We start from the raw sequence: 21,785 nt of genomic DNA on the forward strand, positions 1-21,785 counted from the left end.
GACTCCGGGATGGTGTTCAACTCGCCTTCCATGTGAGCCACTTCACTTGAAAGCTCGCCTCACGCCCCCGACCTGCGCTTGTTCCACACGTCGAAGCCGACCGCCAGCAGCAGCGCCAGCCCCTTGATCACCTGCTGCCAGTCGGTGCCGACGCTCAGCAGGTTCATCCCGTTGTTCAGCACCCCGAGGACAAGCCCGCCGATGATCGCGCCGAGCACCGTGCCGACCCCACCGCTCATGGAGGCGCCACCGATGAACGACGAGGCGATGGCCTCCAGTTCGAAGTTGACGCCCGCCTTCGGCGAGGCCGCGTTCAGCCGGGCGGCGACCACCAGACCGGCCAGCGCCGCGAGGACACCCATGTTGAGGAAGACCAGGAAGGTGACCTTCTTGTCCTTCACCCCGGACAGCTTCGCCGCGGGCAGGTTGCCGCCGATCGCGTACACATGGCGCCCGAAGACCGCGTTGCGCATGAGGTAGCCGTAGCCGACGACCAGGGCGCCGAGCGCGATCAGGATGATCGGGGCGCCCTTGTAGCTGGCGAGCAGCAGGGTCAGCGCGAGGATCGCGGCGACCAGCGCGGCCAGCTTCAGCGCGAAGAGCCTGAGCGGAGGCAGATGGAGCGCGAACTCCCGTTGCCTGCGCCGCCCTTGGACCTCCTGCCAGACCACGGCCGCGATCAGCAGCAGGCCCAGCAGCAGGGTCGGGTTGTGGTAGTCGGTGTCGGGGCCGAACGCGGGCAGGAAGCCGTTGCCGATCTTCTGCAACCCGTCCGGGAACGGCCCCAGGGTCTGCCCCTTCAGCAGGATCTCCGTCAGCCCTCGGAACAGCAGCATCCCGGCGAGCGTCACGATGAACGACGGGATGCCCAAATAGGCGATCAGATACCCCTGCACCGCCCCCGCCGCCGCGCCCACCAGCAGACACAGCACCAGCGCGAGTGGCCAGGGCACGTCGTGCCGTACGTTCAGCACCGCCAGGAACGCCCCGACGAACGCGGTCAGCGAGCCCACCGACAGGTCGATGTGCCCCGAGATGATCACCAGCATCATCCCGATCGCCAGTACCAGGATGTAGCTGTTCTGGAGCACCAGGTTGGACACGTTGCGCGGCAGCAGCAGGTCGCCGTCGGTCCACACCGCGAACAGGACCACGATCAGGCCGAGCGCGATCACCATCCCGTACTGGCGCATGTTGCGGCGCAGGCCGTCCAGCATCAGCCGGAGCACGCCCGGCCCGGCGGGCGGCCCGCCGCGCTCCGGCGGGGCCGGGGCCGTCACGTCCGCGCTCATGGCGTCACCTCTTCGTCTCTGGTCATCAGGCGCATCAGCGCTTCCTGCGTGGCCCCGGCCCGTGGCACCTCGCCGGTCAGCCGGCCGGCGGCCATGGTGTAGATCCGGTCGCACATGCCGAGCAGCTCGGGCAGTTCGGAGGAGATGAAGACCACCGCCCGGCCCTCGGCCGCGAGCCGCCCGATCACGGTGTAGATCTCGTACTTGGCGCCCACGTCGATGCCCCGCGTCGGCTCGTCCAGGATCAGCACGTCCGGGTCCGCGAAGATCCACTTGCTGAGGACGACCTTCTGCTGGTTGCCGCCCGACAGCCGGCCGACCGGCTCCAGCACGGTCGGCGCCTTGATGTTCATGGCGGTACGGAACCCCTCCGCCGCCCGCCGCTCGGCGTGCTCGTCCACGATCCCGCGCCGGGCCACCTTGCCGAGCGCGGTCAGCGAGACGTTGCGGTGCACGGTGTCGATCAGGTTGAGCCCGTAGTGCTTGCGGTCCTCGGTGACGTACGCGATCCCGTGCCCCACCGCCTCCGCCACGGTCCGGGTACGGATCTCCCGGCCGTCCTTCAGCACCGTGCCGCCCGCGTACCGGCCGTAGGAGCGGCCGAACACGCTCATCGCCAGCTCGGTACGCCCCGCGCCCATCAGCCCGGCGATGCCGACGATCTCACCCCGGCGCACCTCGAGGGACACGTCGTCGACGACCTTGCGCTGCCGGTCGATCGGATGCCGTACGGTCCAGCCACGCACCTCCAGCGCGGGAGCCGCACCCGACTCGGCCTGATGCGGGGGGCGTTCGGGGAAGCGATGGTCGAGGTCGCGGCCGACCATGCCCGCGATGATCCGCTCCTCGGTGGTCCCCGGGGCCCGCACGTCCAGCGTCTCCACCGAGCGGCCGTCGCGCAGCACGGTCACCGAGTCGGCGACCCGGCGGATCTCGTTCAGCTTGTGCGAGATCACGATGCAGGTGATGCCCTGGGCCTTCAGCTCCAGGATGAGATCGAGGAGTTTGCCGCTGTCCTCGTCGTTCAGGGCGGCCGTCGGCTCGTCCAGGATCAGCAGCCGCACCGACTTCGCCAGCGCCTTGGCGATCTCCACCAACTGCTGCTTGCCGACGCCGATGTCCGCGACCCGGGTCTCCGGATGCTCGTCAAGCCCGACCCGGCGCAGCAGCTTCGTGGCGTGCCGCAGGGTCTCGGTCCAGTCGATCAGACCGCGCCGGGCGTGCTCGTTGCCGAGGAACAGGTTCTCCGCGAGGGAGAGATACGGCACCAGCGCCAGCTCCTGGTGGATGATGACGATGCCCTGGCGCTCACTGGCCCGGATGTCCCGGAACCGGCACTCGTCGCCCTCGAAGAGCACCTCGCCCTCGTAACTGCCGTACGGATGAACCCCGGAGAGCACCTTCATCAGGGTGGACTTCCCGGCGCCGTTCTCCCCGCAGATGGCGTGCACCTCGCCCCGCCGGACGGTCAGGGTGACGTCGGACAGGGCGGTGACGCCGGGGAAGGTCTTGACGATCGAGCGCATCTCGAGCACGGGTCCCGCCATGGCCGCGCCTTCCAAGTCGTCGGATTCGGCCATCACTTGAGCTGGGACTCGGTGTAGTAGCCGCCGTCGACCAGCACCTCGCGGTAGTTGCCCTTGTCGACGCTGACCGGCTGGAGCAGGTAGGCGGGCACGACCTTGGCACCGTTGTCATAGGTCTTGGAGTCGTTGACCTCGGGCTTCTTGCCCTTGAGGGTCGCGTCCACCATGTTCGCGGCGACCTCGGCGAGCTTGCGGAGATCCTTGTAGACGGTCTGCGTCTGCTCCCCGGCGATGATCGACTTCACCGACGCCAGCTCCGCGTCCTGCCCGGTGACGACCGGCAGCGGCTTGCCCTTCCCGCCGTAGCCGTCCGACTTCAGCGCGGACAGGATGCCGATGGAGATGCCGTCGTACGGGGAGAGCACCGCGTCGACCCGACCGGACCGGTAGGCCGAGGTCAGCAGGTCCTCCATGCGGTGCTGGGCGGTGGTGCCGTCCCAGCGCAGCGTGGTGACCTGGTTGAGCGCGGTCTGCCCGGACCTCACCACGAGCTGCTTCTTGTCGATGTACGGCTGGAGCACCTTCATCGCGCCGCCGAAGAAGTACTTGGTGTTGTTGTCGTCGTTGGAGCCGGCGAACAGCTCGATGGAGAACGGCCCCTTCTTGCCGCCGTCCAGTCCCAACTTGTGCGCGATGTACGTGCCTTGCAGCTCGCCGACCTTCTCGTTGTCGAAGGAGGCGTAGTAGTCGACGTTCTTGGTGCCGAGGATCAGCCGGTCGTAGGCGATGACCGGGATGTGGGCGTCGGCGGCCTCCTGGAGCACGTTGTTCAGGGACTTGTTGTCGATCGCCGCGATGATCAGGCCCTTGACGCCCTGGGTGATCAGGTTCTCGATCTGGGCGACCTGGGTGTCCGGGTCGTCCTCGCCGTAGACCAGCTTGGTCTTGTACCCCTTGGCGCGCAGGTCCTTGACGACGTTGGCGCCGTCCGCGATCCAGCGCTCGGAGGACTTGGTCGGCATGGCGACGCCGATGGTGCCGCCCTTGCTGTCGCCGCCCTTCTCCTCAGCTCCGCCCTCGCCGCTCTGCCCGCAGGCGGTCAGGGTGAGGGCGAGTACGGCGGTCGCGGCGAGGGCGACTCTGCGGGGGCGTGCGGTGTACCGGTCGCGCATGGGGAACCGTCCTTGTTCGTCTCGGCGTTGAGCGGGTCGGGCCGTGCGTGGTGCGGGGGTCGTACGGTCACGCGGTCGTGGGGAAGCGGTGCAGGGGGCCGGGGAGGCGGCTGCCGAGCGGGGCCATGCCGCCGTCAGCGCCGTGCCGGGCGAGCAGGTCCAGCACCAGCCGGCCGCGCCGCACCCGCTCCCGCGCGGTGTCCAGGGCGACGCTCCGGAGGTGGGCGCCCCAGGGGTAGATGCCGGGCGCCTTCGACAGGCCGAACTTCAGGTACAGCGGGGCGCCGCGCCGGATCAGCTCGGCCACCTCGTACATCCGCACCTGGCCGCCGAGGTCGTCCGGCGCCTCGATGTACATGTCCATGGGGGCGCCGGACACCCGGCGGATCTCGGTGAGATGGGCGAGGGTGAGATCGCCGGGCACGTTGATCGAGTCGGCGCCCAGCCGCTCGAACACCGCGTAGGAGACCGGGTTCACCGGGCCGATCAGCGCGGAGACCTTGAGGGTGGTGTCCGCCGGGAGCACCCCCGACTCCCGCGCCCGGTGCAGCGCCCACAGCACGCCCTCGTCGGCCACCAGCAGGCAGCGCACGCCCAGTTCGGTCGCGCGCACCGCGTCCTCGACACAGCCGGCCACCGCGTCGTGGCCCCGGGCGCGCGGCCCGCCGCCACGCGAGTCCGAGCGCACCGCGCCGCCGGTGTCCCAGGTGCCGCGTGGCCCGGTGAAAAGGCACAGCTCGATGCCGTGTTCCCCGGTCGCCTGGGCCATCTCGGTGATCTCGGCGTCCGTGAGCATCCAGACGCCGCTGCCCTGGCTGATCCGGTGCACCGGCACGTCCAGCCGCGCCGCCTCGGCGAGCACGACGGCCAGCGCTTCGGGACCCTCGCACGACGGGATCTCGGTACGCCAGCTCCCGCCGCCGGGGAAGCGGTGCGGGGAGGCGTCGGCGGGGTCGGGGGCGGGCGCGGCCAGCCCCAGAGCGGCGAGCGCCTGCTCCCCGGGCCTGCGGACTGCCGGAGCGGAAAGGTCGGTCACGGGCTGCCTTTCGTGTTCGGTATGCCGGACAGGGTTCGGATCTTCGGGCGAGAGGGCCCCAAGGGGAGCCCGTACGCCCAGTTCAGGGCAGCAGCAGCACCTTTCCGGGCCCCGTTGTTTCGACCGCCCGCGCGAACTCGGTCAGTGGCAGCCGGTCTGACACCAGGGGCAGCGGGTCCAGCAGACCGGCGCCGAACAGCCGGACCGCGTGCGCCCAGGCGGCCGGGGGCGCCCCGAAGACCGTCCGCACCTCCAGCCGCCGCAGGACGAGGTCGGCCGGGTCCAGGCCCCCGGCGCCCGGTGCGGGGATGCCGGTCAGGACCAGGCGTCCGCCGCGCCGGAGCAGCGCGGCGGCCGTACCGGCTGCCTCGGCGGAGCCCGCGGCCTCGATCACCACGTCGTAGCCGCCGGGTAGGCCGGGGCCGCTCACGGTGAAGTCGGTGGCCCCGAACTCCTTTGCCAGCGCCTCGCGTTCGCGGTCGAGGCCCACCACCAGCAGTTCGGCGGGGGAGACCGCGGCGAGGAACCGCACCGCGAGCATCCCGAGCGTCCCCGTGCCGACCACCGCGACCCGCTCGCCCGGCCGGGCGTCGGCCAGCAGGGCGGCGGCCGCGACGCAGGCGGCGGGCTCCAGCAGGGCGGCCGCGGTGAGGTCGGCGTCGTCGGGCAGCGGGTGCAGCAGCCGGGCGGGCAGGGTGAGGGTGGGGGCCATCGCGCCGGGGTGGGTGAAGCCGGTCTCCTCGTACCCCGCCTCGCAGAGCGTCGTCTCGCCCGCGTGACAGCGGGCGCACACCTGGCAGTTGCGGAAGCCCTCGCCGACCACCTTGCGGCCCACCAGCAGCGCCGGCACCCCGGCACCCACCTCCCGGACCGTGCCGGACCACTCGTGGCCGGGCACTATCGGGTAACGCACGTACGGCGCGGGCCGGTTGCCCATGTACAGCTCGCGGTCGCTGCCGCAGACGCCCACCGCGTGCACGGCGACCTGCGCCTCGCCGGGGCCGGGTGGGCGGGGCGTGTGGGGCTCCAGCCGGTGCGTGCCCGGCGCTTCCACCACCACCTGGACGCTCACTTCGTCCCCTTCGGCCGGCGTCGCTCCCAGCCCTCGGCCCACAGGTCGAACCGGGCCTGCTGCTGCGGGAATTCGGCCGCCGCGTCGGTGTCCAGCTCGACGCCGAGGCCGGGGGCGTCGGAGAGGTGGAAGTAGCCGTCGACCACCTCGGGGGCGCCCTTGACCACCGTCTTGATCTCCGCGTCCGCGAAGTCGTTGAAGTGCTCCAGGATCTTGAAGTTCGGTGTGCCGAAGCCGACTTGGAGCGAGGCGGCGGTGAGGACCGGGCCGCCCACGTTGTGCGGGGCGAGCAGCAGGTAGTGGGTCTCGGCGGTCGCGGCCAGCTTGCGGGTCTCCCAGATGCCGCCGATGTGGCCGACGTCGGGCTGGAGGATGTCCGCCGCCTGGCTCTCCAGCAGCTCCCGGAACTCGATCCGGTCGTGCATCCGCTCCCCGGTGGCGACCGGGATGTCCACCTTGGCGGCCACCTTCTCCAGCGCCTTGAGATTCTCCGGCGGCACCGGCTCCTCCAGCCAGGCGGGGTCGAAGGGCGCCAGTTCGCGGGCGAGGCGGATCGCGGTCGCGGGGGAGAAGCGGCCGTGCATCTCCAGCATCAGCTCGGTGTCCGGCCCGATCGCGTCCCGCACGGCCTCGATCAGGGAGACGGCGTACCGGGTGCGCTCGTGGTCCAGCTCGAAGTGGCCGGTGCCGAACGGGTCGATCTTCAGCGCCCGGTAGCCCCGCGCCACCACCGCGCGAGCCGCCTCGTGGTACGCCTCCGGGGTGCGCTCGGTGGTGTACCAGCCGTTGGCGTACGCCTTGACGCGGTCGGTGACCTTTCCGCCGAGCAACTGCCACACCGGTACGCCGAGCGCCTTGCCCTTGATGTCCCAGCAGGCCATCTCGACCACCGCGATCCCTGACATCACGATCTCGCCGGCCCGGCCGAAGTCGCCGTACTTCATCCGGCGGACCAGGTCCTCCACGGCGAACGGGTCCGAGCCCGCGATGTGGTTGGCCTCGGCCTCCCGCAGGTAGCCGAGCAGGGCGTCGGTGTGGCCGAGCATGCGGGTCTCCCCGACGCCGGTGAGCCCTTCGTCCGTGTGGACCTGCACATAGGTCAGATTGCGCCACGGTGTGCCGACCACATGGGTACTGATTCCGGTGATACGCACGCCCGTCCACCCCTCGGTGTTCGAAATTTCGTCATGCGTTCGAAATGCTGGCGTGACAGTAGGGAGGGGGCGCGGGGGGTGTCAATGGGGCGAACACGTAACGGTTCCGGCATAGGCGTGAGCGCAGCCGTCTCTCCCGCACCAAACCTTCACAGCGGCACCTAGGAACGTGACCCGAGTGGAATCTAGTCTTCCCGCGTCATGGACTACTGCCACCCGTGCCGACGGCACCTCAACGGCGCTCTCGCCTGCCCAGGCTGCGGCGCGTCCGCCCTGACAGCCGTCGTGCCGACCGCCACCGTCCCCTCCGGCGGGGTGGCGGACCCTTACGGGCAGAGCCTCCCGGCGCCCGCTTACGGGCAGACCACAGCCCCCTACGGGCAGGACGCCCCCACAGCCCCCTACGGACAGGACACCTCCGCAGCGCCCTACGGGCAAGACGCCCCCGCCGCCCCCTACGGGCAGGACGCCCCCGCCGCCCCCTACGGGCAGGACGCCCCCGCCGCCCCCTATCCGCAGGACGACCCCGCAGCCCCCTACGGGGAAGACACTCCAGCCCCCACGCCCGAACCCCCGGCCGCCCCCGAGCAGCCCAAGGTCCCCCGGCAGGCCGACCGGCGCGGCACCTACGAGCCGCCCACGGAGCCCGAGGACCCCTACGACGACCCGGACCCGGCCCCCGACGGCAGCCGCCGGGACCGCAAGGCCGCGGCCCATCGCCGCCGCAGACGCCGCACCCTCCTCGTGGCGACCGGCTTCGTCCTCGCGGCGGCCGCCCTGAGCCTCGCCGAACTGAGCGCGGACGCCCCCTTCTCCTTCGACCGTCCCGCCGCCTCCGGCGACGCCTCCCCGGACGGCGGCTCCGCCTCCGTCTCCCCGGCCCGGACGGGCGCCCCCCTCACCGGCACCACGGCAGGCTCGTCCACCACCCCCAGCACCTCCGCCTCCGCATCGGACTCCCCCTCGGCCTCCCCTTCCAAGTCCCCCACGAAGAAGGCGTCCGAGTCCCCGACGACGAACCCCACCACGGACAGCCCCGCCACCACCCCCCAGCACTCCGAGGCCCCCGCCCCCAACCACCCGGCCCCGGAAAAGCCCACCCCCACCCCCACGGCGGCCCCCACCACCGCCAAGCCCACCCCCGACCCCACCCCCACCAGGACCTGCGACCGCTTCCTGTGGTGGTGCAGCTAGGGGACGCGCGGCCGGCCCTGCGGTGACGTGGGGTGACCCGCCCCGTCCCGGGTAGGCGGACCCGACGACCCGGCCGCCCGTCCGCGTCCCCTCACCGGTCATACGAACCCCGTGCAGTACGCCATCCGGGGCAACGGTGACACCAACCGGGCCCTGCGGCGGTTGAGTCGAACAGGTACATCTCGCCGTACACGACCTCGGAATGCGCCGGCCGGAACCGGCGCCGTGCGAGGAGGAGCAGCGAGCAGCGGCTCAGTTGAGGAGAACCGGATGACACAGGACAGCACCGTCCAGGGCACGGTCGCCGAGGGGTACGAGGCGGTGCGCGAGGAGTTCGCCGCCTTCGTCGCCGGTGAACTGCCGGACTACGAGGGCCAGTTGTGCGCCTACGTGGACGGCCGCCGGGTCGTCGACCTGTGGGCGGGTGAGGGCGTCGACGCCGGCTCGCTGTACGGCGTCTTCTCCTGCACCAAGGGCGCCGCCCACCTGGTCACCGCCCTCCTGGTGCAGGACGGCACCCTGGAACTGGACCGCAAAGTCACCTACTACTGGCCCGAGTTCGGCGTCGAGGGCAAGGGCACCCTCACCCTGCGCGACCTGCTCGCCCACCGCGCCGGACTCGTCGGCACCGACACCGGCTTCAGTCCGGCCGAGCTGGCCGACGACCGCGCGCTCGCCGAACGCCTCGCCGACCAGCGCCCCTTCTGGCGCCCCGGCACCGCCTTCGGCTACCACGCGCTGACCATGGGCGCCCTCACCGGCGAGGTGGTCCGCCGGGCCACCGGCCACACCGTCCAGGAGCTGTACGAGGAGCGCGTCCGCGCCCCCTACGGGCTGGACTTCCACCTCGGCCTGCCCGCCTCCCGCGAGCCCCGCTTCCGCGCCACCCAGCCGATGATGCCGACCCCCGCCCAGCAGGCGGAGGCCGAGCTGCGCCGCACCGGTCCGCACACCCTGCCGTCCATCGCCAGGAACCAGCACGCCCCCACCCCCACCGACCTGGAGTCGCTGCCGAACGACCGCGCCGTCCGCGCGAACGGCCCCGCCTCCGTGGGCGGCGTCGCCTCGGCGCGCGGTCTGGCCGGGATGTACGCGGCGATGATCAGCGAGGTGGACGGGAAGGCGCCGCTGCTCAAGAGCGACACCCTCGCGGAGTTCGGCCAGCCGCACTCGGCCGGCCACGACCTGGTGTGCCGCTCCCACGCGGTGTTCGGCCTCGGCTTCGAGTGCACGGCCGAGGTCTGGCACCCCTTCCTCGGCGCCGGCACCGTCGGCCACTGCGGCGCGTCCGGCTCGCAGGCGTTCGCCGACCCCCGCAGCGGCCTCGCCTACGGCTACACCCGCCGCCGCTTCGCCCACCCCGGCGGCGCGGCCCCGGAGAACGACCGGCTGGCCGCCGCCGTGCACCGGGCGGCGCTCGGCGGCTGAGCCGGGACGCCGGGACATGGCGGAGGCCGCACCCCACGTCCAGGGATGCGGCCTCCGTGAGGTCCAACGACCGGCACCGGCCGTACGTCACCGGTCAGAGCTTGACGATCATCTTCCCGGTGTTGTCCCCGCGCAGCACCCCGAGGAACGCCTCCAGCGTGTTCTGGATGCCCTCCACGATCGTCTCGCGGTACTTCAGCTTGCCCGACGCCACCAAGGGCGCGACCTCGCGGACGAACTCCGGCTGGAGGTCGTAGTGGTCGCCGACCAGGAAGCCCTCGATCCGGCCGCGGGTCTGGATCAGCCGGGTGAGGTTGTTCGGGCCGGGGGCGGGCTCGGTGTTGTTGTAGACCGAGATCGCGCCGCAGATGGCGATCCGGCCGTGCAGGTTGAGCTCGGCGATGGCGGCCTGGAGGTGGTCGCCGCCGACGTTGTCGAAGTACACGTCGATGCCGTCCGGCGCGGCCTCGCGGAGCTGCTCGCTCACCGGGCCGTCCTTGTAGTTGAACGCGGCGTCGAACCCGTACTCGTCGATCAGCAGCCGCACCTTCTCGTCGGACCCGGCCGAGCCGATGACCCGCGAGGCGCCCTTGAGCTTGGCGAGCTGACCCACCTGGCTGCCCACCGCGCCGGCCGCGCCGGAGACGAAGACGATGTCGCCCTCCTTGAACCCGGCGGTGCGCAGCAGACCGGCGTACGCGGTCAGGCCGGTCATGCCGAGCACGCCGAGGTAGGTGGAGAGCGGCGCGGCGTCCGGATCGACCTTGACGGCCTGCTTCGCGTCCACGGCTGCGTACTCGCGCCAGCCGAGGAAGTGCAGCAGATGGTCGCCGGGCTCGATGCCGTCGACGTCGGAGGCGACGACCACGCCCACCGCGCCGCCCTCCATCGGCTCACCCAGCTCGAACGGGGCGGAGTAGGACTTCGCGGCACTCATCCGGCCCCGCATGTACGGGTCCACCGAGAGGTATTCGTTCCGCACCAGTACCTGGCCCTCGCCGGGCACCGGCATCGGCACCTCGACGAGCGCGAAGTCCTCGGGCTTCGGCCAGCCCACCGGGCGCTGCAACAGGTGCCACTCGCGGCTCACGGCGGGAAGGGCGGGGGAGTCGGACATGTGGGGGGCCTTCTTCCTCAAACTACTTCAGTACCTGAAACAACCATGCTCCTAAATATTTCAGGATGTCAAGTAACCCGGTATCCTGGACGGCATGTCCACCCAGTCGCCGCGTCCCACCGTGCGTCACCGCTCCGCCGACCCCCTGACCATGGAGGTCGTCGAGCTGATCGGTGACGTCGTGGCCCGCTTCCACGCGGACTACGAGGAGGCGGCGGCCACCCACGCGCTCACCGGCCCGCAGGCCCGCCTGCTCAGCCTCCTTGCCCTGGAGCCGCTGCCCATGCGCAAGCTCGCCCAGCGGCTGAAGTGCGAGCCGTCCAACGTGACCGGGATCGTGGACCGGCTGGAGTCGCGCGGCCTGGTCGAGCGCCGCCCCGACAGCGCCGACCGGCGGGTCAAGCTCGCCGCCGCCACCGACGAGGGCCAGCGGGTCGCCCGCGATCTCCGCGAGGGCCTGCACTTCGCCCGCGAACCCCTCGCCGGTCTCTCCACCGCCGAACGCTCCTCCCTGCGCGACCTGCTGCGACGCATGCTCGACGCCTGAACCACGCGGCTGCGGGTAAAGTCCCCGCCATGCGCGATCTCGGGGTGGGGTTCCGTCATCTCCTCAACGGCCAGCGGTGGGTGGCACAGCACGGACGGCAGTACGGCTTCGGCCTGCTGCCCGGCCTGATCACCCTCGTCCTCTACGTGGTGGTGCTGGTCGCGCTCGCCCTGTGGGGCTCCGACGCCGTCACCTGGGCGACCCCGTTCGCCGACGACTGGTCCAGCCCCTGGCAGGGCGTCTTCCGGGGCTTCCTCACCGTCGTCCTGTTCGCCCTCGGGCTGCTGCTGGCCGTCCTCACCTTCACGGCGGCCACCCTGCTGATAGGCCAGCCCTTCTACGAGAGCCTCTCGGAGCGGACCGACGCCGACGTCTCGCCCGACGGCACCGCGCCCAGCTCCGGCCGGCCCATGTGGCGCGAGCTGTGGATCTCCGCCCGCGACAGCCTGCGCATCCTGGTGCGCGCCTGCGTCTGGGGCATCCTGCTCTTCGCGCTCGGCTTCCTGCCCGTGGTCGGCCAGACCGTCGTACCCGTCCTCGGCTTCTTCGTCACCGGGTTCTTCCTCACCGAGGAACTCACCTCCGTGGCCCTCCAGCGCCGGGACGTCGACCTGCGCGCCCGCCTCGCCCTGCTGCGCTCCCGCAAGATGCTCGCCTGGGGCTTCGGCGTCCCGCTGGGCGTTGCCTTCCTGGTCCCCGTGGTCGCGGTGTTCCTGATGCCCGGCGCGGTCGCCGGCGCCACCCTCCTCACCCGCGACCTCCTCGGCGAACCCCTCGCGGAGGAGCAGCCGGAGAGCGACCGGGCGGTCACCGCCTGAGCCCGGCCCGGCGGCCGAGAAGGCGAAGTCGTGACACGGGCGTGAAGGGTTCGTAGGAGAACCCGCCCGGACCCCCGATCCGGCGCCCCGGGGCGCCCGGCGCGGATTACCGTCGACATCAGCCCCGGTCCCGGAACCTGACACCTGGACCGGGGCTGAATGCTGTCCGGGGCGGCTCAGCGCGTCCCGAAGCCGTACACCGTCGCGGAGCGGTACACCTCGCCCGGCTCCAGCCGGGTGGTGGGGAAGTCGGGGCGGTTGGGGGAGTCCGGGAAGTGCTGGGTCTCCAGTGCGATCCCCTCGCCCGGCGCGAACGGGGCGCCCAGGTGGTCGGCGGTGTAGAGCTGGAGGCCCGGCTCGGTCGTCGCCACCGTCAGCACCCGCCCGGACGCCGGGTCGTAGAGCTCGGCCACCTCCTCGGCCGCCGGTGTGACCCCCTTGTCCAGCACGTAGTTGTGGTCGTACCCCGAGCCGATCTTGCGGGAGGCGCGGAAGTCGAAGCGCGAGTCCGTCACGTCCACGGGCTCGCCCACCGGGATCAGACCGTCGTCCACCGGCGTGTACCGCGAGGCGTCCAGCCGCAGCTCATGACCGCCCGCGTGCCCCGAACCGCCCAGGTTCCAGTACGAGTGGTTGGTGAGGTTCACGACCGTCGGCGCGTCCGTCACCGCCTCATAGGCGATCCGCAGCGCACCCGACTCCTGAAGCGTGTACGTCGCCGAGACCTGAAGGCGCCCCGGAAAGCCCTCCTCGCCGTGCGGGCTGACCCGGCTGAGCCGCACCCCGTGCCCGACCGGCTCCGCGTCCCACACGTACCGGTCGAAGCCGCGCTCCCCGCCGTGCAGCGAGTTGGGCCCGTTGTTCCGGGCCAGCGCGTAGGTCCGCCCGTCCAGCGGGAAGCGGCCGCCCGCGATCCGGTTGGCGTACCGGCCCACCAACGCGCCCAGATACGGGCCCGGATGGTCCACATAGCCCTCGACGGAGGAGAAACCGAGCACCACGTTCGCCGCGTGCCCCTCCCGGTCCGGCACCTCGGCCGACTGCACGATCCCGCCGTACGACAGCACCCGGACCCGTACGCCACCGCGCTCGAGCGTCCAGCGGTGCACCGGGGTCCCGTCGGAAAGTGTGCCGAAAAGTTCGCCCATGTGGGAAACCTTAGGTCACGGTCTGCGCTCCGTGACCGTCCGGTACGCGATCTCGGCGAGCCGGGCCTGGCCGTCCCGGCTCGGGTGGAACCAGTCCCACTGGCTCAACTGCCCGGTGCCGAAGCGGTAGTCGAAGACCGCGTTGCCGTCGGAGCGGCAGCGCTCGTCCTTCGCGCACACCTCCGCCAGCACCGAGTTGTACGCCTCCACCCGGTGCTGGACCTCCTGCCGCCGCACCGTCGCCGCCTCGGTCAGGTCGTCCGCGCCGCGCAGCATCGACGGGCAGATGCCCAGCTTCCACACCTCCTTGCCCAGCGGATCGGCCCGGCCCTCCGACCACAGCCGCAGCAGGTTCGGCACACTCGCCACGTACACCTGAGTCCTCGGCAGCTCCTTGCGCAGCGCCGCCATCGAGCGCTCGAAGTCCGCGCGGAAGTCGGCCACCGGGGTCATCGCCGACACCGAGGACCGGCAGGCGTCGTTCGCGCCCACCATCACCGTCACCAGCTCCGGGCGGCGCCGCACCGCCTCGGCCATCTGGCCGGGCAGGTCGGCCATCCGGGCGCCGGTCACCGCGTAGTTCCAGCCCCGCTCGGCGGCGCCCCGCCGTCCCAGCAGCCGTACCGCCAGGCTGTCCACACCGGTGTCCGCGCCCGTCGCCCACGACACCTCGGGGCAGTCCGCGAGCACCTGGCAGGCGTCGAAGCCGCGGGTGATGGAGTCGCCCACCGCCGCGATGGAGTCCGGGTGCGCGTTCCACACCGGGGAGGGGCGGGCGGAGGGCCGGGACACGCCCGTATCCGCGTCACCGCCCCGGATGGAGTCACACCCGCTCGCCAGCACGGCCGCCGTCAGCACGGCGAGGACGGCCCGCGCCCGGTGGCCTGGTTTCCGCATCCCCGCAGGTCTCCTCGCTCCTTGGCGCACCGACCGCCGGTGCGCCCACCCATCACAACGTGCGAGGGTTCCCGTCCGCCCCCGCTGGAACGGCACACCCCCGTACAAGCGTCCCCCTGGGTGAATGGCAGAGGTTTCCTGGCACCGGGACCGACGGTACGTCACACTCCTTGCATCCCCGCAAGGTAGCCTCGCCATCAATGCGGCCGACGCGTCATGGCCGCTCGACCAGCCCGCAAGATGTCCCGCTCAGCCCGGAGGTTCCGGTGACGACACGTGGAGTTCTGTACGTGCACTCCGCGCCGCGCGCGCTGTGCCCGCATGTCGAGTGGGCCATCGCCGGCGTGCTGGGTACGCGCGTCAGCCTGGACTGGATCCGGCAGCCCGCCGCCCCCGGCACCTGGCGCTCGGAGTTCTCCTGGCAGGGCGAGGCGGCCACCGCCTCCAAGCTCGCCTCCGCGCTGCGCGGCTGGCAGTTGCTCCGCTTCGAGGTCACCGCCGAGCCCTCCGCCGCCGCCGAGGGCGAGCGCTACAGCTGCACCCCCGACCTCGGCATCTTCCACGCCGTCACCGGCATCCACGGCGACATCCTCATCCCCGAGGACCGCCTGCGCGCCGCCCTCCAGCGCAGCCGCCAGGGCGAGAGCGATCTGGAGGCCGAACTCTCCAAGCTCCTCGGCAAGCCCTGGGACGACGAACTCGAGACCTTCCGGCACGCGGGCGAGGGCGCCCCGGTCCGCTGGCTCCACCAGGTCGTCTGAGCCGGCGTAACCCCCTGGACGCGAGAAAGGCCCCCACCGGTCGGTGGGGGCCTTCTCAGTGCTTCAGGTCAGACGCTGCGGAACGCCAGAACGACGTTGTGGCCGCCGAAGCCGAACGAGTCGTTCAGGGCCGCGATCCGACCCTCGGGGAGAGCCCGCGGCTCGCCCACGACGACGTCCGCGTTCACCTCCGGGTCCAGCTCGGTGACGTTGATCGTCGGCGGGGCCGTGCGGTTCACCAGCGCGAGGATGGACGCGACGGTCTCGATACCGCCCGCGCCGCCCAGCAGGTGACCCGTCATGGACTTGGTCGCGGAGATGGCCATGTGGTCGACGTCGTCGCCGAAGACCTTCCGCAGCGCCTTGACCTCTGCCACGTCGCCCTGGGGCGTCGACGTCGCGTGCGCGTTCACGTGCACGATCTCCGCCGGCTTCAGGTCGGTCGAGTCCAGCAGGTTCTGCAGCGCCTGCGCGATGCCGTTGCCCGAGGGCTCCGGCTGCGTGATGTGGTGCGCGTCGGCCGAGATGCCCTGGCCGATGGCCTCGGCGTAGACCCGGGCACCGCGCGCCTTGGCGTGCTCCTCGGACTCCAGCACGATCACACCGGCGCCCTCACCGAGCACGAAGCCGTCACGGCCCGAGTCGTAGGGGCGGGACGCGCCCTCGGGGTCGGCGTTGTTCTTGGACATCGCCATCATGTTGCCGAAGGCGACGATGGGAAGCGGGTGGATGGCGGCCTCGGTGCCACCGGCCACGACCACGTCCGCACGGCCGGTGCGGATCATCTCGATCGCGTACCCGATGGCCTCGGCGCCGGAGGCGCAGGCCGAGACGGGGGTGTGCACACCGGCACGCGCGCCCAGCTCGATACCGACGTTCGCCGCCGGGGAGTTGGGCATCAGCATCGGCACGGTGTGCGGGGAGACCCGGCGCACGCCCTTCTCCCGCAGTACGTCGTACTGGTCCAGGAGGGTCGTCACGCCACCGATGCCGGAGGCGATGACCGCGCCGAGGCGGTCGGGGTTCACGGACTGGTCCTCACCGGCCTTGGCGGTGAAACCGGCGTCCTTCCAGGCTTCCTGAGCGGCGATCAGCGCGAACTGCGCGGACCGGTCCAGCTTGCGGGCCTGCGGCCGGGGGAGGATCTCACCCGGCTCGACGGCGATCTGCGCGGCGATCTGGACAGGCAGCTCGGCCGCCCACTCCTGCTCGAGGCGGCTGACGCCGGACCGGCCGGCCAGCATGGCCTCCCAGGTGGAAGCTGCGTCGCCACCCAGCGGTGTGGTTGCGCCGATACCGGTGACGACCACGGTGCGATTGGTCGGGCTCACGGGAATTCTTTCTCCAACAGATGCGGGATTCGACGGCGCCACCGCCGGGTGGCGGGGCCTAGCAGCCTACGGCCGAGGGGTTACTCAGCCCTGGTTCTTGAGGATGTAGTCGGTGGCGTCACCGACGGTCTTCAGGTTCTTGACGTCCTCGTCGGGGATCTTCACGTCGAAGCGCTCCTCGGCGGCGACGACGACCTCGACCATGGACAGGGAGTCGACGTCGAGGTCGTCCGTGAAGGACTTGTCGAGCTGGACGTCCTCGGTGGGGATGCCGGCGATCTCGTTCACGATCTCGGCAAGGCCCGCGACGATCTCTTCCTGGGTGGCGGCCATGTCAGGCGCTCTCCTTCTTCGATGTTCAGACAATGAGGTGGCATTTTTCCCCGTGTCGGACCGGACGGCCCGGCACGGAGTGCCTAGGGGAGGGTAACGACCGTGGCGGCGTAGACCAGACCCGCCCCGAATCCGATGACGAGCGCCGTGTCGCCGCTCTTGGCCTCGCCGGTCGCCAGAAGCCGCTCCATCGCGAGCGGGATCGACGCGGCCGAGGTGTTGCCGGTGGTACGGATGTCACGGGCGACCGTGACATGCTCCGGCAGCTTCAGAGTCTTCACCATCGAGTCGATGATCCGCACATTGGCCTGGTGCGGGATGAAGACGTCCAGGTCGTCCGAGGAGATCCCGGCCGCGTCCAGCGCCTGCTGGGCGACCTTCGCCATCTCGAACACGGCCCAGCGGAACACCGCCTGGCCCTCCTGCGTGATCGCGGGGAACTTGATGTTGCCCGCGCTGTCCAGGGGGAGTTCGGAGACGTCCCCCACGTGGAAGCGGTCCCACGGGACGGTCTGCTTGATCGTGCCGGCCTTGTCGCCCTCCGAGCCCCACACCGTGGGACCGATGGCGGGCTCCTGGGACGGGCCGACCACGACCGCGCCCGCGCCGTCACCGAACAGGAAGGCCGTCGCGCGGTCCTCCAGGTCGGTCAGGTCGCTGAGCCGCTCCACGCCGATGACGAGCACGTACTCGGCGGAACCTTCCACCACCATGCCCTTGGCGAGGGTCAGGCCGTAGCCGAAGCCCGCGCAGCCCGCCGAGATGTCGAACGCGGCGGCCTTGTCGGTGCCCAGCTTGTCCGCGATCTCCGTGGCCACGGCCGGGGTCTGGCTGAAGTGCGAGACGGTGGAGACCACCACCGCGCCGATCCGGTCGGCGTCGATGCCCGCGTCGGCGATCGCCTTGCCCGCCGCCTCGATCGACATCGCGGCGACCGTCTCGTCCGGGCCCGCCCAGTGCCGGGTCTCGATCCCGGAGCGGGAGCGAATCCACTCGTCGGAGGAGTCGATCGTCTCCAGGATCACCTCGTTGGGCACCACCCGGGTCGGGCGGTAGCCGCCCACCCCGAGGATGCGCGCGTACGGGGCGCCCTTGCTGGGCTTGATCTTCGCCATTGGCATGGGCTCCTTGTCAGGCGCCCGCCGCGTCAGCGGCAGGAGTCGCGGTCTCGGCGATGAGCGCGCGCGCCGCGTCGAGATCCTCGGGGGTCTTCAGGGCGAGCGTCCGTACACCGGGCAGTGCGCGCTTGGCCAGGCCGGTCAGCGTGCCGCCGGGGCACACCTCGATCAGCGCGGTGACGCCCAGTTCCTTGAAGGTCTCCATGCACAGGTCCCAGCGGACCGGGTTGGCGACCTGGCCGACCAGCCGCTCCAGCACCTCGGTGCCGGACGCGACGGTACGGCCGTCCTTGTTGGAGACGTAGGTCAGCTTCGGGTCCGCCGGAGCCAGCTCGGCCGCGGCCTTGGCCAGCGTCTCCACGGCGGGCGCCATGTGGCGGGTGTGGAAGGCGCCGGCCACCTTCAGCGGGACGACCTTGCGGACGCCCTCCGGCTTGTCCTCCGCCAGCGCGGCCAACTGCTCCAGCGTGCCCGCCGCGACGATCTGGCCCGCGCCGTTGATGTTGGCCGGGGTCAGCCCCAGCTTCTGCAGGTGCGCGACGGAGACCTCCGGGTCGCCGCCGAGCAGCGCCGACATGCCGGTCTCGGTGATCGCGGCGGCGTCGGCCATGGCCAGACCCCGCTTGCGCACCAGGTTCAGGGCGGAGATGTCGTCCAGCACGCCCGCGAAGGCGGCGGCGGTGATCTCGCCGACGCTGTGGCCCGCGACCGCGCCCGGCGTGATGTCACCCAGTGCCGCGGCGGACAGCAGCCCGGCCGCGACCAGCAGCGGCTGCGCCACGGCGGTGTCGCGGATCGCGTCCGCGTCGCCTTGCGTTCCGTAGTGGACGAGGTCCAGTCCGATGGCGTCGGACCACGCGGCGACGCGGTCGGCGGCACCGGGGAGTTCGAGCCAGGGGGTCAGGAAGCCGGGCGTCTGGGCGCCCTGGCCGGGAGCGACGAGTACGAGCACTCTCACACTCTCTCTTGTTGACGGCCGAAGCCGCCCGTGGGGACAGGGACGAAGAACACGGAAGGCTTTTGTGGGCCCCCGACAAAAGGCTAGGGCTGGAACTCTCCATCGGTGAGCCGCCCCAGGATCAGGGCGATCCGCAACGTGAACGCGGATCGTACATCGGAGGGCGACCAGCCGGTGACGTCAGTCACACGTCGGAGCCGGTAGCGCACGGTGTTCGGGTGAACGAAGAGCATCCTCGCCGCGCCCTCCAGGCTGCTCGCCTGCTCCAGGTAGACACTCAGGGTCTCCAGCAGCGCCGACCCCGCCTCCTCCAGCGGTCTGTAGATCTCCTCCACCAACTGCTCGCGCGCACCGGGATCACCCGCGATGGCGCGCTCCGGAAGCAGGTCGTCCGCCAGTACCGGCCGGGGCGCGTCCTGCCATGCGGTACACGCCTTCAGTCCGGCCGCCGCGGCCTGCGCGGACCGGGTCGCGGCCTGGAGGTCGTGCATGACCGGCCCCGCCACCACCGGCCCGGGCGCGAACGGCCCGATCAGCGACTTGGCCACGTTCAGCGGCTGCACCGAGCTGCCGCCGGCGATCACCACCAGACGGTCCCCGAGCACGCCGGTGAGCACCTGGAGCTTGGCGTGCCGGGCGGCCCGCCGGATCGCCTCCACGGTCAGCTCGCTGTCCCCGTCCGGGGCGGTGCCGAGCACCACGCAGACGTGCTCCGGCGAGTTCCAGCCCAGCGCGGCCGCCCGGCTCACCGCGCCCTCGTCCGCCTCGCCGCTGAGCACCGCGTTCACCACCAGCGACTCCAGCCGGGCATCCCAGGCACCGCGTGCCTCGGCGGCCTGCGCGTAGACCTGGGCGGTGGCGAAGGCGATCTCCCGCGCGTAGACCAGCAGCGCCTCGCGGAGCACGCGCTCGTCGCCGGGCGCGGCCACCTCGTCGATGGCGCTCTCCATGACCTCGATGGTGGTGCGCACCATCTCCACGGTCTGGCGCAGCGTGATCGCGCGGGTCAGCTCACGGGGCGCGGTGCCGAAGACGTCGGTCGAGATGGCCTGGGGCGCCTCGGGGTGCCGGAACCACTCGGTGAAGGCGGCGATGCCGGCCTGCGCCACGAGCCCGATCCAGGACCGGTTCTCCGGGGGCATGGCCCGGTACCACGGCAGGGTGTCGTCCATCCGCGAGATGGCCTGCGCGGCGAGACTGCCGGAGGACTTCTCCAGCCGCCGCAGGGTCGCGGTGTGCGGGTGGACGGCGTGTACCGCGGGGTCGCTGTGGTGGGATTCGGGTTCGGGCACGTGGACAAGACTGCCTTATCGGGACGCGCGCATGTGCCGCCGGGTCCGTCTCGCCCTTCCGCAGCGGCCGGTACATGCCTGCGGCACGGGCGCCGCGCGCACTACCGTGGGGGCGTGATGGAGGTACGGCGCGCCGCTGAGCGTTACCACGGAGGAGACCCGGAGGCGGGCATCGACTCCCGGCACGCCCTGTCCTTCGGGCCGCACTACGACCCCGCGAACCTGCGCTTCGGTGCGGTGATCGCCTGCAACGAGGAACGGCTCGCGCCGGGTGCCGGATTCGACGAGCACCCGCACAGCCACACCGAGATCGTCACCTGGGTCGTCGAGGGGGAGCTGACCCATCGCGACTCGGCCGGCCACGAGAGCGTGGTCCGCCCCGGTGACGTACAGCACCTCAGCGCGGCCGCGGGCGTCCGGCACGTCGAGCGCAACGACGGCACGGTCCCGCTGACCTTCGTCCAAATGTGGCTGGCCCCGCTGAAGCCCGGCGGGGAGCCGTCGTACGAGGTCGTGCCGGGCATCGCCGACTCCACCCCGTACGCGCTGCCCGGGGCGGGCGCGATGCTGCACGTGCGGCGGCTGGCGGCGGGGGAGCGGACGGCGGTGCCGGACGCCGCGCACCTCTACGTCCACGTGGTGCGCGGCGAGGCCGGCCTCGCCGGGGAGACGCTGGGCCCCGGCGACTCGGCCCGGATCACCGGCGCCGAGGGGCTCGCGGCGGTGGGGGTGACGGCGGCGGAGCTGCTGGTGTGGGAGATGGGCCCCTAGCCGCGGACTTCCGCCAGCACCGCGTCCGTGAACACCGGCCACGCCTCGATGGCCCAGGGGCCGAAGGCGCGGTCGGTGAGGGCGACGGCGGCCATCTGGGCGTCCGGGTCGGTCCACAGGAAGGTGCCGGACTGGCCGAAGTGGCCGAAGGTGCGCGGGGAGGACGAACTCCCGGTCCAGTGCGGGGACTTGGTGCCCCGGATCTCGAAGCCGAGACCCCAGTCGTTGGGGTTCTGGTGCCCGTATCCCGGTAGTACGCCCTTGGTACCCGGGTACTGCACGGTCATCGCCTCCGCGACCGTCCGGGGGTCCAGCAGGCGCGGTGCCTGGAGTTCGGCCGCGAAGCGCAGCAGGTCCGCGACCGTGGAGACCCCGTCCTTGGCGGGCGAGCCCTCCAGCGAGGTCGACGTCATGCCCAGCGGCTCCAGCACCGCCTGGCGTAGATACTCGGCGAAGGGGATGTCGGTGGCCTTGGCGATGTGGTCGCCGAGCTGCTCGAACCCGGCGTTGGAGTACAGCCGCCGCTCACCGGGCGCCGACATCGTGCGGTGCTCGTCGAAGGCCAGCCCGGAGGTGTGCGCCAGCAGATGGCGGACCGTGGCACCGGGCGGCCCGGCGGGCTCGTCCAGCTCGACGGCGCCCTCCTCGTACGCGACCAGCGCCGCGTAGGCGGCCAGCGGCTTGGTCACCGAGGCCAGCGGGAAGCGGTGGCCGGCCGGGCCGTGGGTGCCCAGTACGGTCCCGTCGGCTCGTACGACCCCCGCGGCGGCGGTGGGGACGGGCCAGTTCTCGATCAGCGCCAGGCTCTGCAACGACATAC

21 protein-coding genes are annotated in these 21,785 nt (G+C 71.7%); 6 read left to right on the forward strand and 15 right to left on the reverse strand.

The annotated features are described in order from the left end of the window. Positions 1-59: 59 nt before the first annotated feature. The 6 genes from mmsB to OG448_RS21210 form a co-directional block, all read right to left on the reverse strand. Complete coding sequence (gene mmsB / locus OG448_RS21185) at positions 60-1,292, reverse strand: multiple monosaccharide ABC transporter permease (protein WP_405555995.1); 1,233 nt, start codon at positions 1,290-1,292, stop codon at positions 60-62. Then, a complete protein-coding gene (gene mmsA / locus OG448_RS21190; RefSeq protein ID WP_405555997.1) occupies positions 1,289-2,839 on the reverse strand; it encodes a multiple monosaccharide ABC transporter ATP-binding protein in 1,551 nt (516 codons plus the stop codon). Before mmsA ends, mmsB begins: the two co-directional genes overlap by 4 nt. Before the next feature lie 32 nt (positions 2,840-2,871). Continuing rightward, positions 2,872-3,990 (reverse strand): multiple monosaccharide ABC transporter substrate-binding protein, encoded by a 1,119-nt coding sequence (gene chvE / locus OG448_RS21195; protein WP_405555999.1) that lies wholly within the window; start codon positions 3,988-3,990, stop codon positions 2,872-2,874. A gap of 67 nt (positions 3,991-4,057) precedes the next feature. After that, entirely contained in the window at positions 4,058-5,026 is a 969-nt protein-coding gene (locus tag OG448_RS21200; protein ID WP_405556001.1) for a hypothetical protein, read from the reverse strand. Between the two features lie 82 nt (positions 5,027-5,108). After that, complete coding sequence (locus OG448_RS21205) at positions 5,109-6,098, reverse strand: zinc-binding dehydrogenase (RefSeq protein ID WP_405556003.1); 990 nt, start codon at positions 6,096-6,098, stop codon at positions 5,109-5,111. Continuing rightward, complete coding sequence (locus OG448_RS21210; RefSeq protein ID WP_405556005.1) at positions 6,095-7,252, reverse strand: mandelate racemase/muconate lactonizing enzyme family protein; 1,158 nt, start codon at positions 7,250-7,252, stop codon at positions 6,095-6,097. Before OG448_RS21210 ends, OG448_RS21205 begins: the two co-directional genes overlap by 4 nt. Before the next feature lie 201 nt (positions 7,253-7,453). On the opposite strand from OG448_RS21210, the gene OG448_RS21215 reads away from it, so the two are divergent. Beyond that, complete coding sequence (locus OG448_RS21215) at positions 7,454-8,446, forward strand: hypothetical protein (RefSeq protein ID WP_405556007.1); 993 nt, start codon at positions 7,454-7,456, stop codon at positions 8,444-8,446. Positions 8,447-8,716: 270 nt separating this feature from the next. Next, the gene (locus OG448_RS21220; protein WP_405556009.1) at positions 8,717-9,874 is read left to right on the forward strand and encodes a serine hydrolase domain-containing protein; all 1,158 of its coding nucleotides are present in this window, start codon (positions 8,717-8,719) and stop codon (positions 9,872-9,874) included. 94 nt (positions 9,875-9,968) lie between these two features. Here OG448_RS21220 and OG448_RS21225 read toward each other — a convergent pair whose 3' ends face one another. Then, a complete protein-coding gene (locus OG448_RS21225; RefSeq protein ID WP_405556010.1) occupies positions 9,969-10,991 on the reverse strand; it encodes an NADP-dependent oxidoreductase in 1,023 nt (340 codons plus the stop codon). A 94-nt stretch (positions 10,992-11,085) separates the two neighbouring features. On the opposite strand from OG448_RS21225, the gene OG448_RS21230 reads away from it, so the two are divergent. Then, positions 11,086-11,538: a MarR family winged helix-turn-helix transcriptional regulator gene (locus OG448_RS21230; protein WP_405556011.1), complete on the forward strand. Its 453-nt coding sequence runs from the start codon at positions 11,086-11,088 to the stop codon at positions 11,536-11,538. Positions 11,539-11,567: 29 nt separating this feature from the next. Beyond that, positions 11,568-12,356, forward strand: coding sequence for an EI24 domain-containing protein (locus OG448_RS21235; protein ID WP_405556012.1), 789 nt, complete (start codon positions 11,568-11,570; stop codon positions 12,354-12,356). 176 nt (positions 12,357-12,532) lie between these two features. Here the strand turns inward: OG448_RS21235 and OG448_RS21240 are convergent, their stop codons facing one another. Next, positions 12,533-13,504: an aldose epimerase family protein gene (locus tag OG448_RS21240; RefSeq protein ID WP_405556014.1), complete on the reverse strand. Its 972-nt coding sequence runs from the start codon at positions 13,502-13,504 to the stop codon at positions 12,533-12,535. Positions 13,505-13,519: 15 nt separating this feature from the next. Then, a complete protein-coding gene (locus tag OG448_RS21245; RefSeq protein ID WP_405556016.1) occupies positions 13,520-14,401 on the reverse strand; it encodes an SGNH/GDSL hydrolase family protein in 882 nt (293 codons plus the stop codon). A 266-nt stretch (positions 14,402-14,667) separates the two neighbouring features. On the opposite strand from OG448_RS21245, the gene OG448_RS21250 reads away from it, so the two are divergent. Then, the gene (locus tag OG448_RS21250) at positions 14,668-15,162 is read left to right on the forward strand and encodes a DUF3145 domain-containing protein (protein WP_030808139.1); all 495 of its coding nucleotides are present in this window, start codon (positions 14,668-14,670) and stop codon (positions 15,160-15,162) included. Positions 15,163-15,230: 68 nt separating this feature from the next. On the opposite strand, the gene fabF is transcribed toward OG448_RS21250, so the two are convergent. The 5 genes from fabF to OG448_RS21275 form a co-directional block, all read right to left on the reverse strand. Then, the gene (fabF, locus tag OG448_RS21255; protein WP_405556018.1) at positions 15,231-16,493 is read right to left on the reverse strand and encodes a beta-ketoacyl-ACP synthase II; all 1,263 of its coding nucleotides are present in this window, start codon (positions 16,491-16,493) and stop codon (positions 15,231-15,233) included. Positions 16,494-16,577: 84 nt separating this feature from the next. Further along, positions 16,578-16,826 carry an acyl carrier protein gene (locus OG448_RS21260; RefSeq protein ID WP_225839890.1) on the reverse strand — a complete coding sequence of 83 codons (249 nt, stop codon included), beginning with the start codon at positions 16,824-16,826 and terminating at the stop codon, positions 16,578-16,580. A gap of 83 nt (positions 16,827-16,909) precedes the next feature. Then, positions 16,910-17,941, reverse strand: coding sequence for a ketoacyl-ACP synthase III (locus tag OG448_RS21265; RefSeq protein WP_030808130.1), 1,032 nt, complete (start codon positions 17,939-17,941; stop codon positions 16,910-16,912). 16 nt (positions 17,942-17,957) lie between these two features. Further along, entirely contained in the window at positions 17,958-18,896 is a 939-nt protein-coding gene (locus OG448_RS21270; protein WP_405556020.1) for an ACP S-malonyltransferase, read from the reverse strand. Between the two features lie 89 nt (positions 18,897-18,985). Then, a complete protein-coding gene (locus tag OG448_RS21275; protein ID WP_405556021.1) occupies positions 18,986-20,194 on the reverse strand; it encodes a PucR family transcriptional regulator in 1,209 nt (402 codons plus the stop codon). Between the two features lie 114 nt (positions 20,195-20,308). On the opposite strand from OG448_RS21275, the gene OG448_RS21280 reads away from it, so the two are divergent. Continuing rightward, positions 20,309-20,965, forward strand: coding sequence for a pirin family protein (locus tag OG448_RS21280; RefSeq protein ID WP_405556022.1), 657 nt, complete (start codon positions 20,309-20,311; stop codon positions 20,963-20,965). On the opposite strand, the gene OG448_RS21285 is transcribed toward OG448_RS21280, so the two are convergent. Then, a complete protein-coding gene (locus tag OG448_RS21285) occupies positions 20,962-21,783 on the reverse strand; it encodes a serine hydrolase domain-containing protein (RefSeq protein WP_405556023.1) in 822 nt (273 codons plus the stop codon). The two genes, OG448_RS21280 and OG448_RS21285, sit on opposite strands and share 4 nt — an antisense overlap. Between the last annotated feature and the right edge of the window lie 2 nt (positions 21,784-21,785).

Origin of the sequence: Streptomyces sp. NBC_01171 (assembly GCF_045039805.1) — a bacterium.
GTDB lineage: Bacteria > Actinomycetota > Actinomycetes > Streptomycetales > Streptomycetaceae > Streptomyces.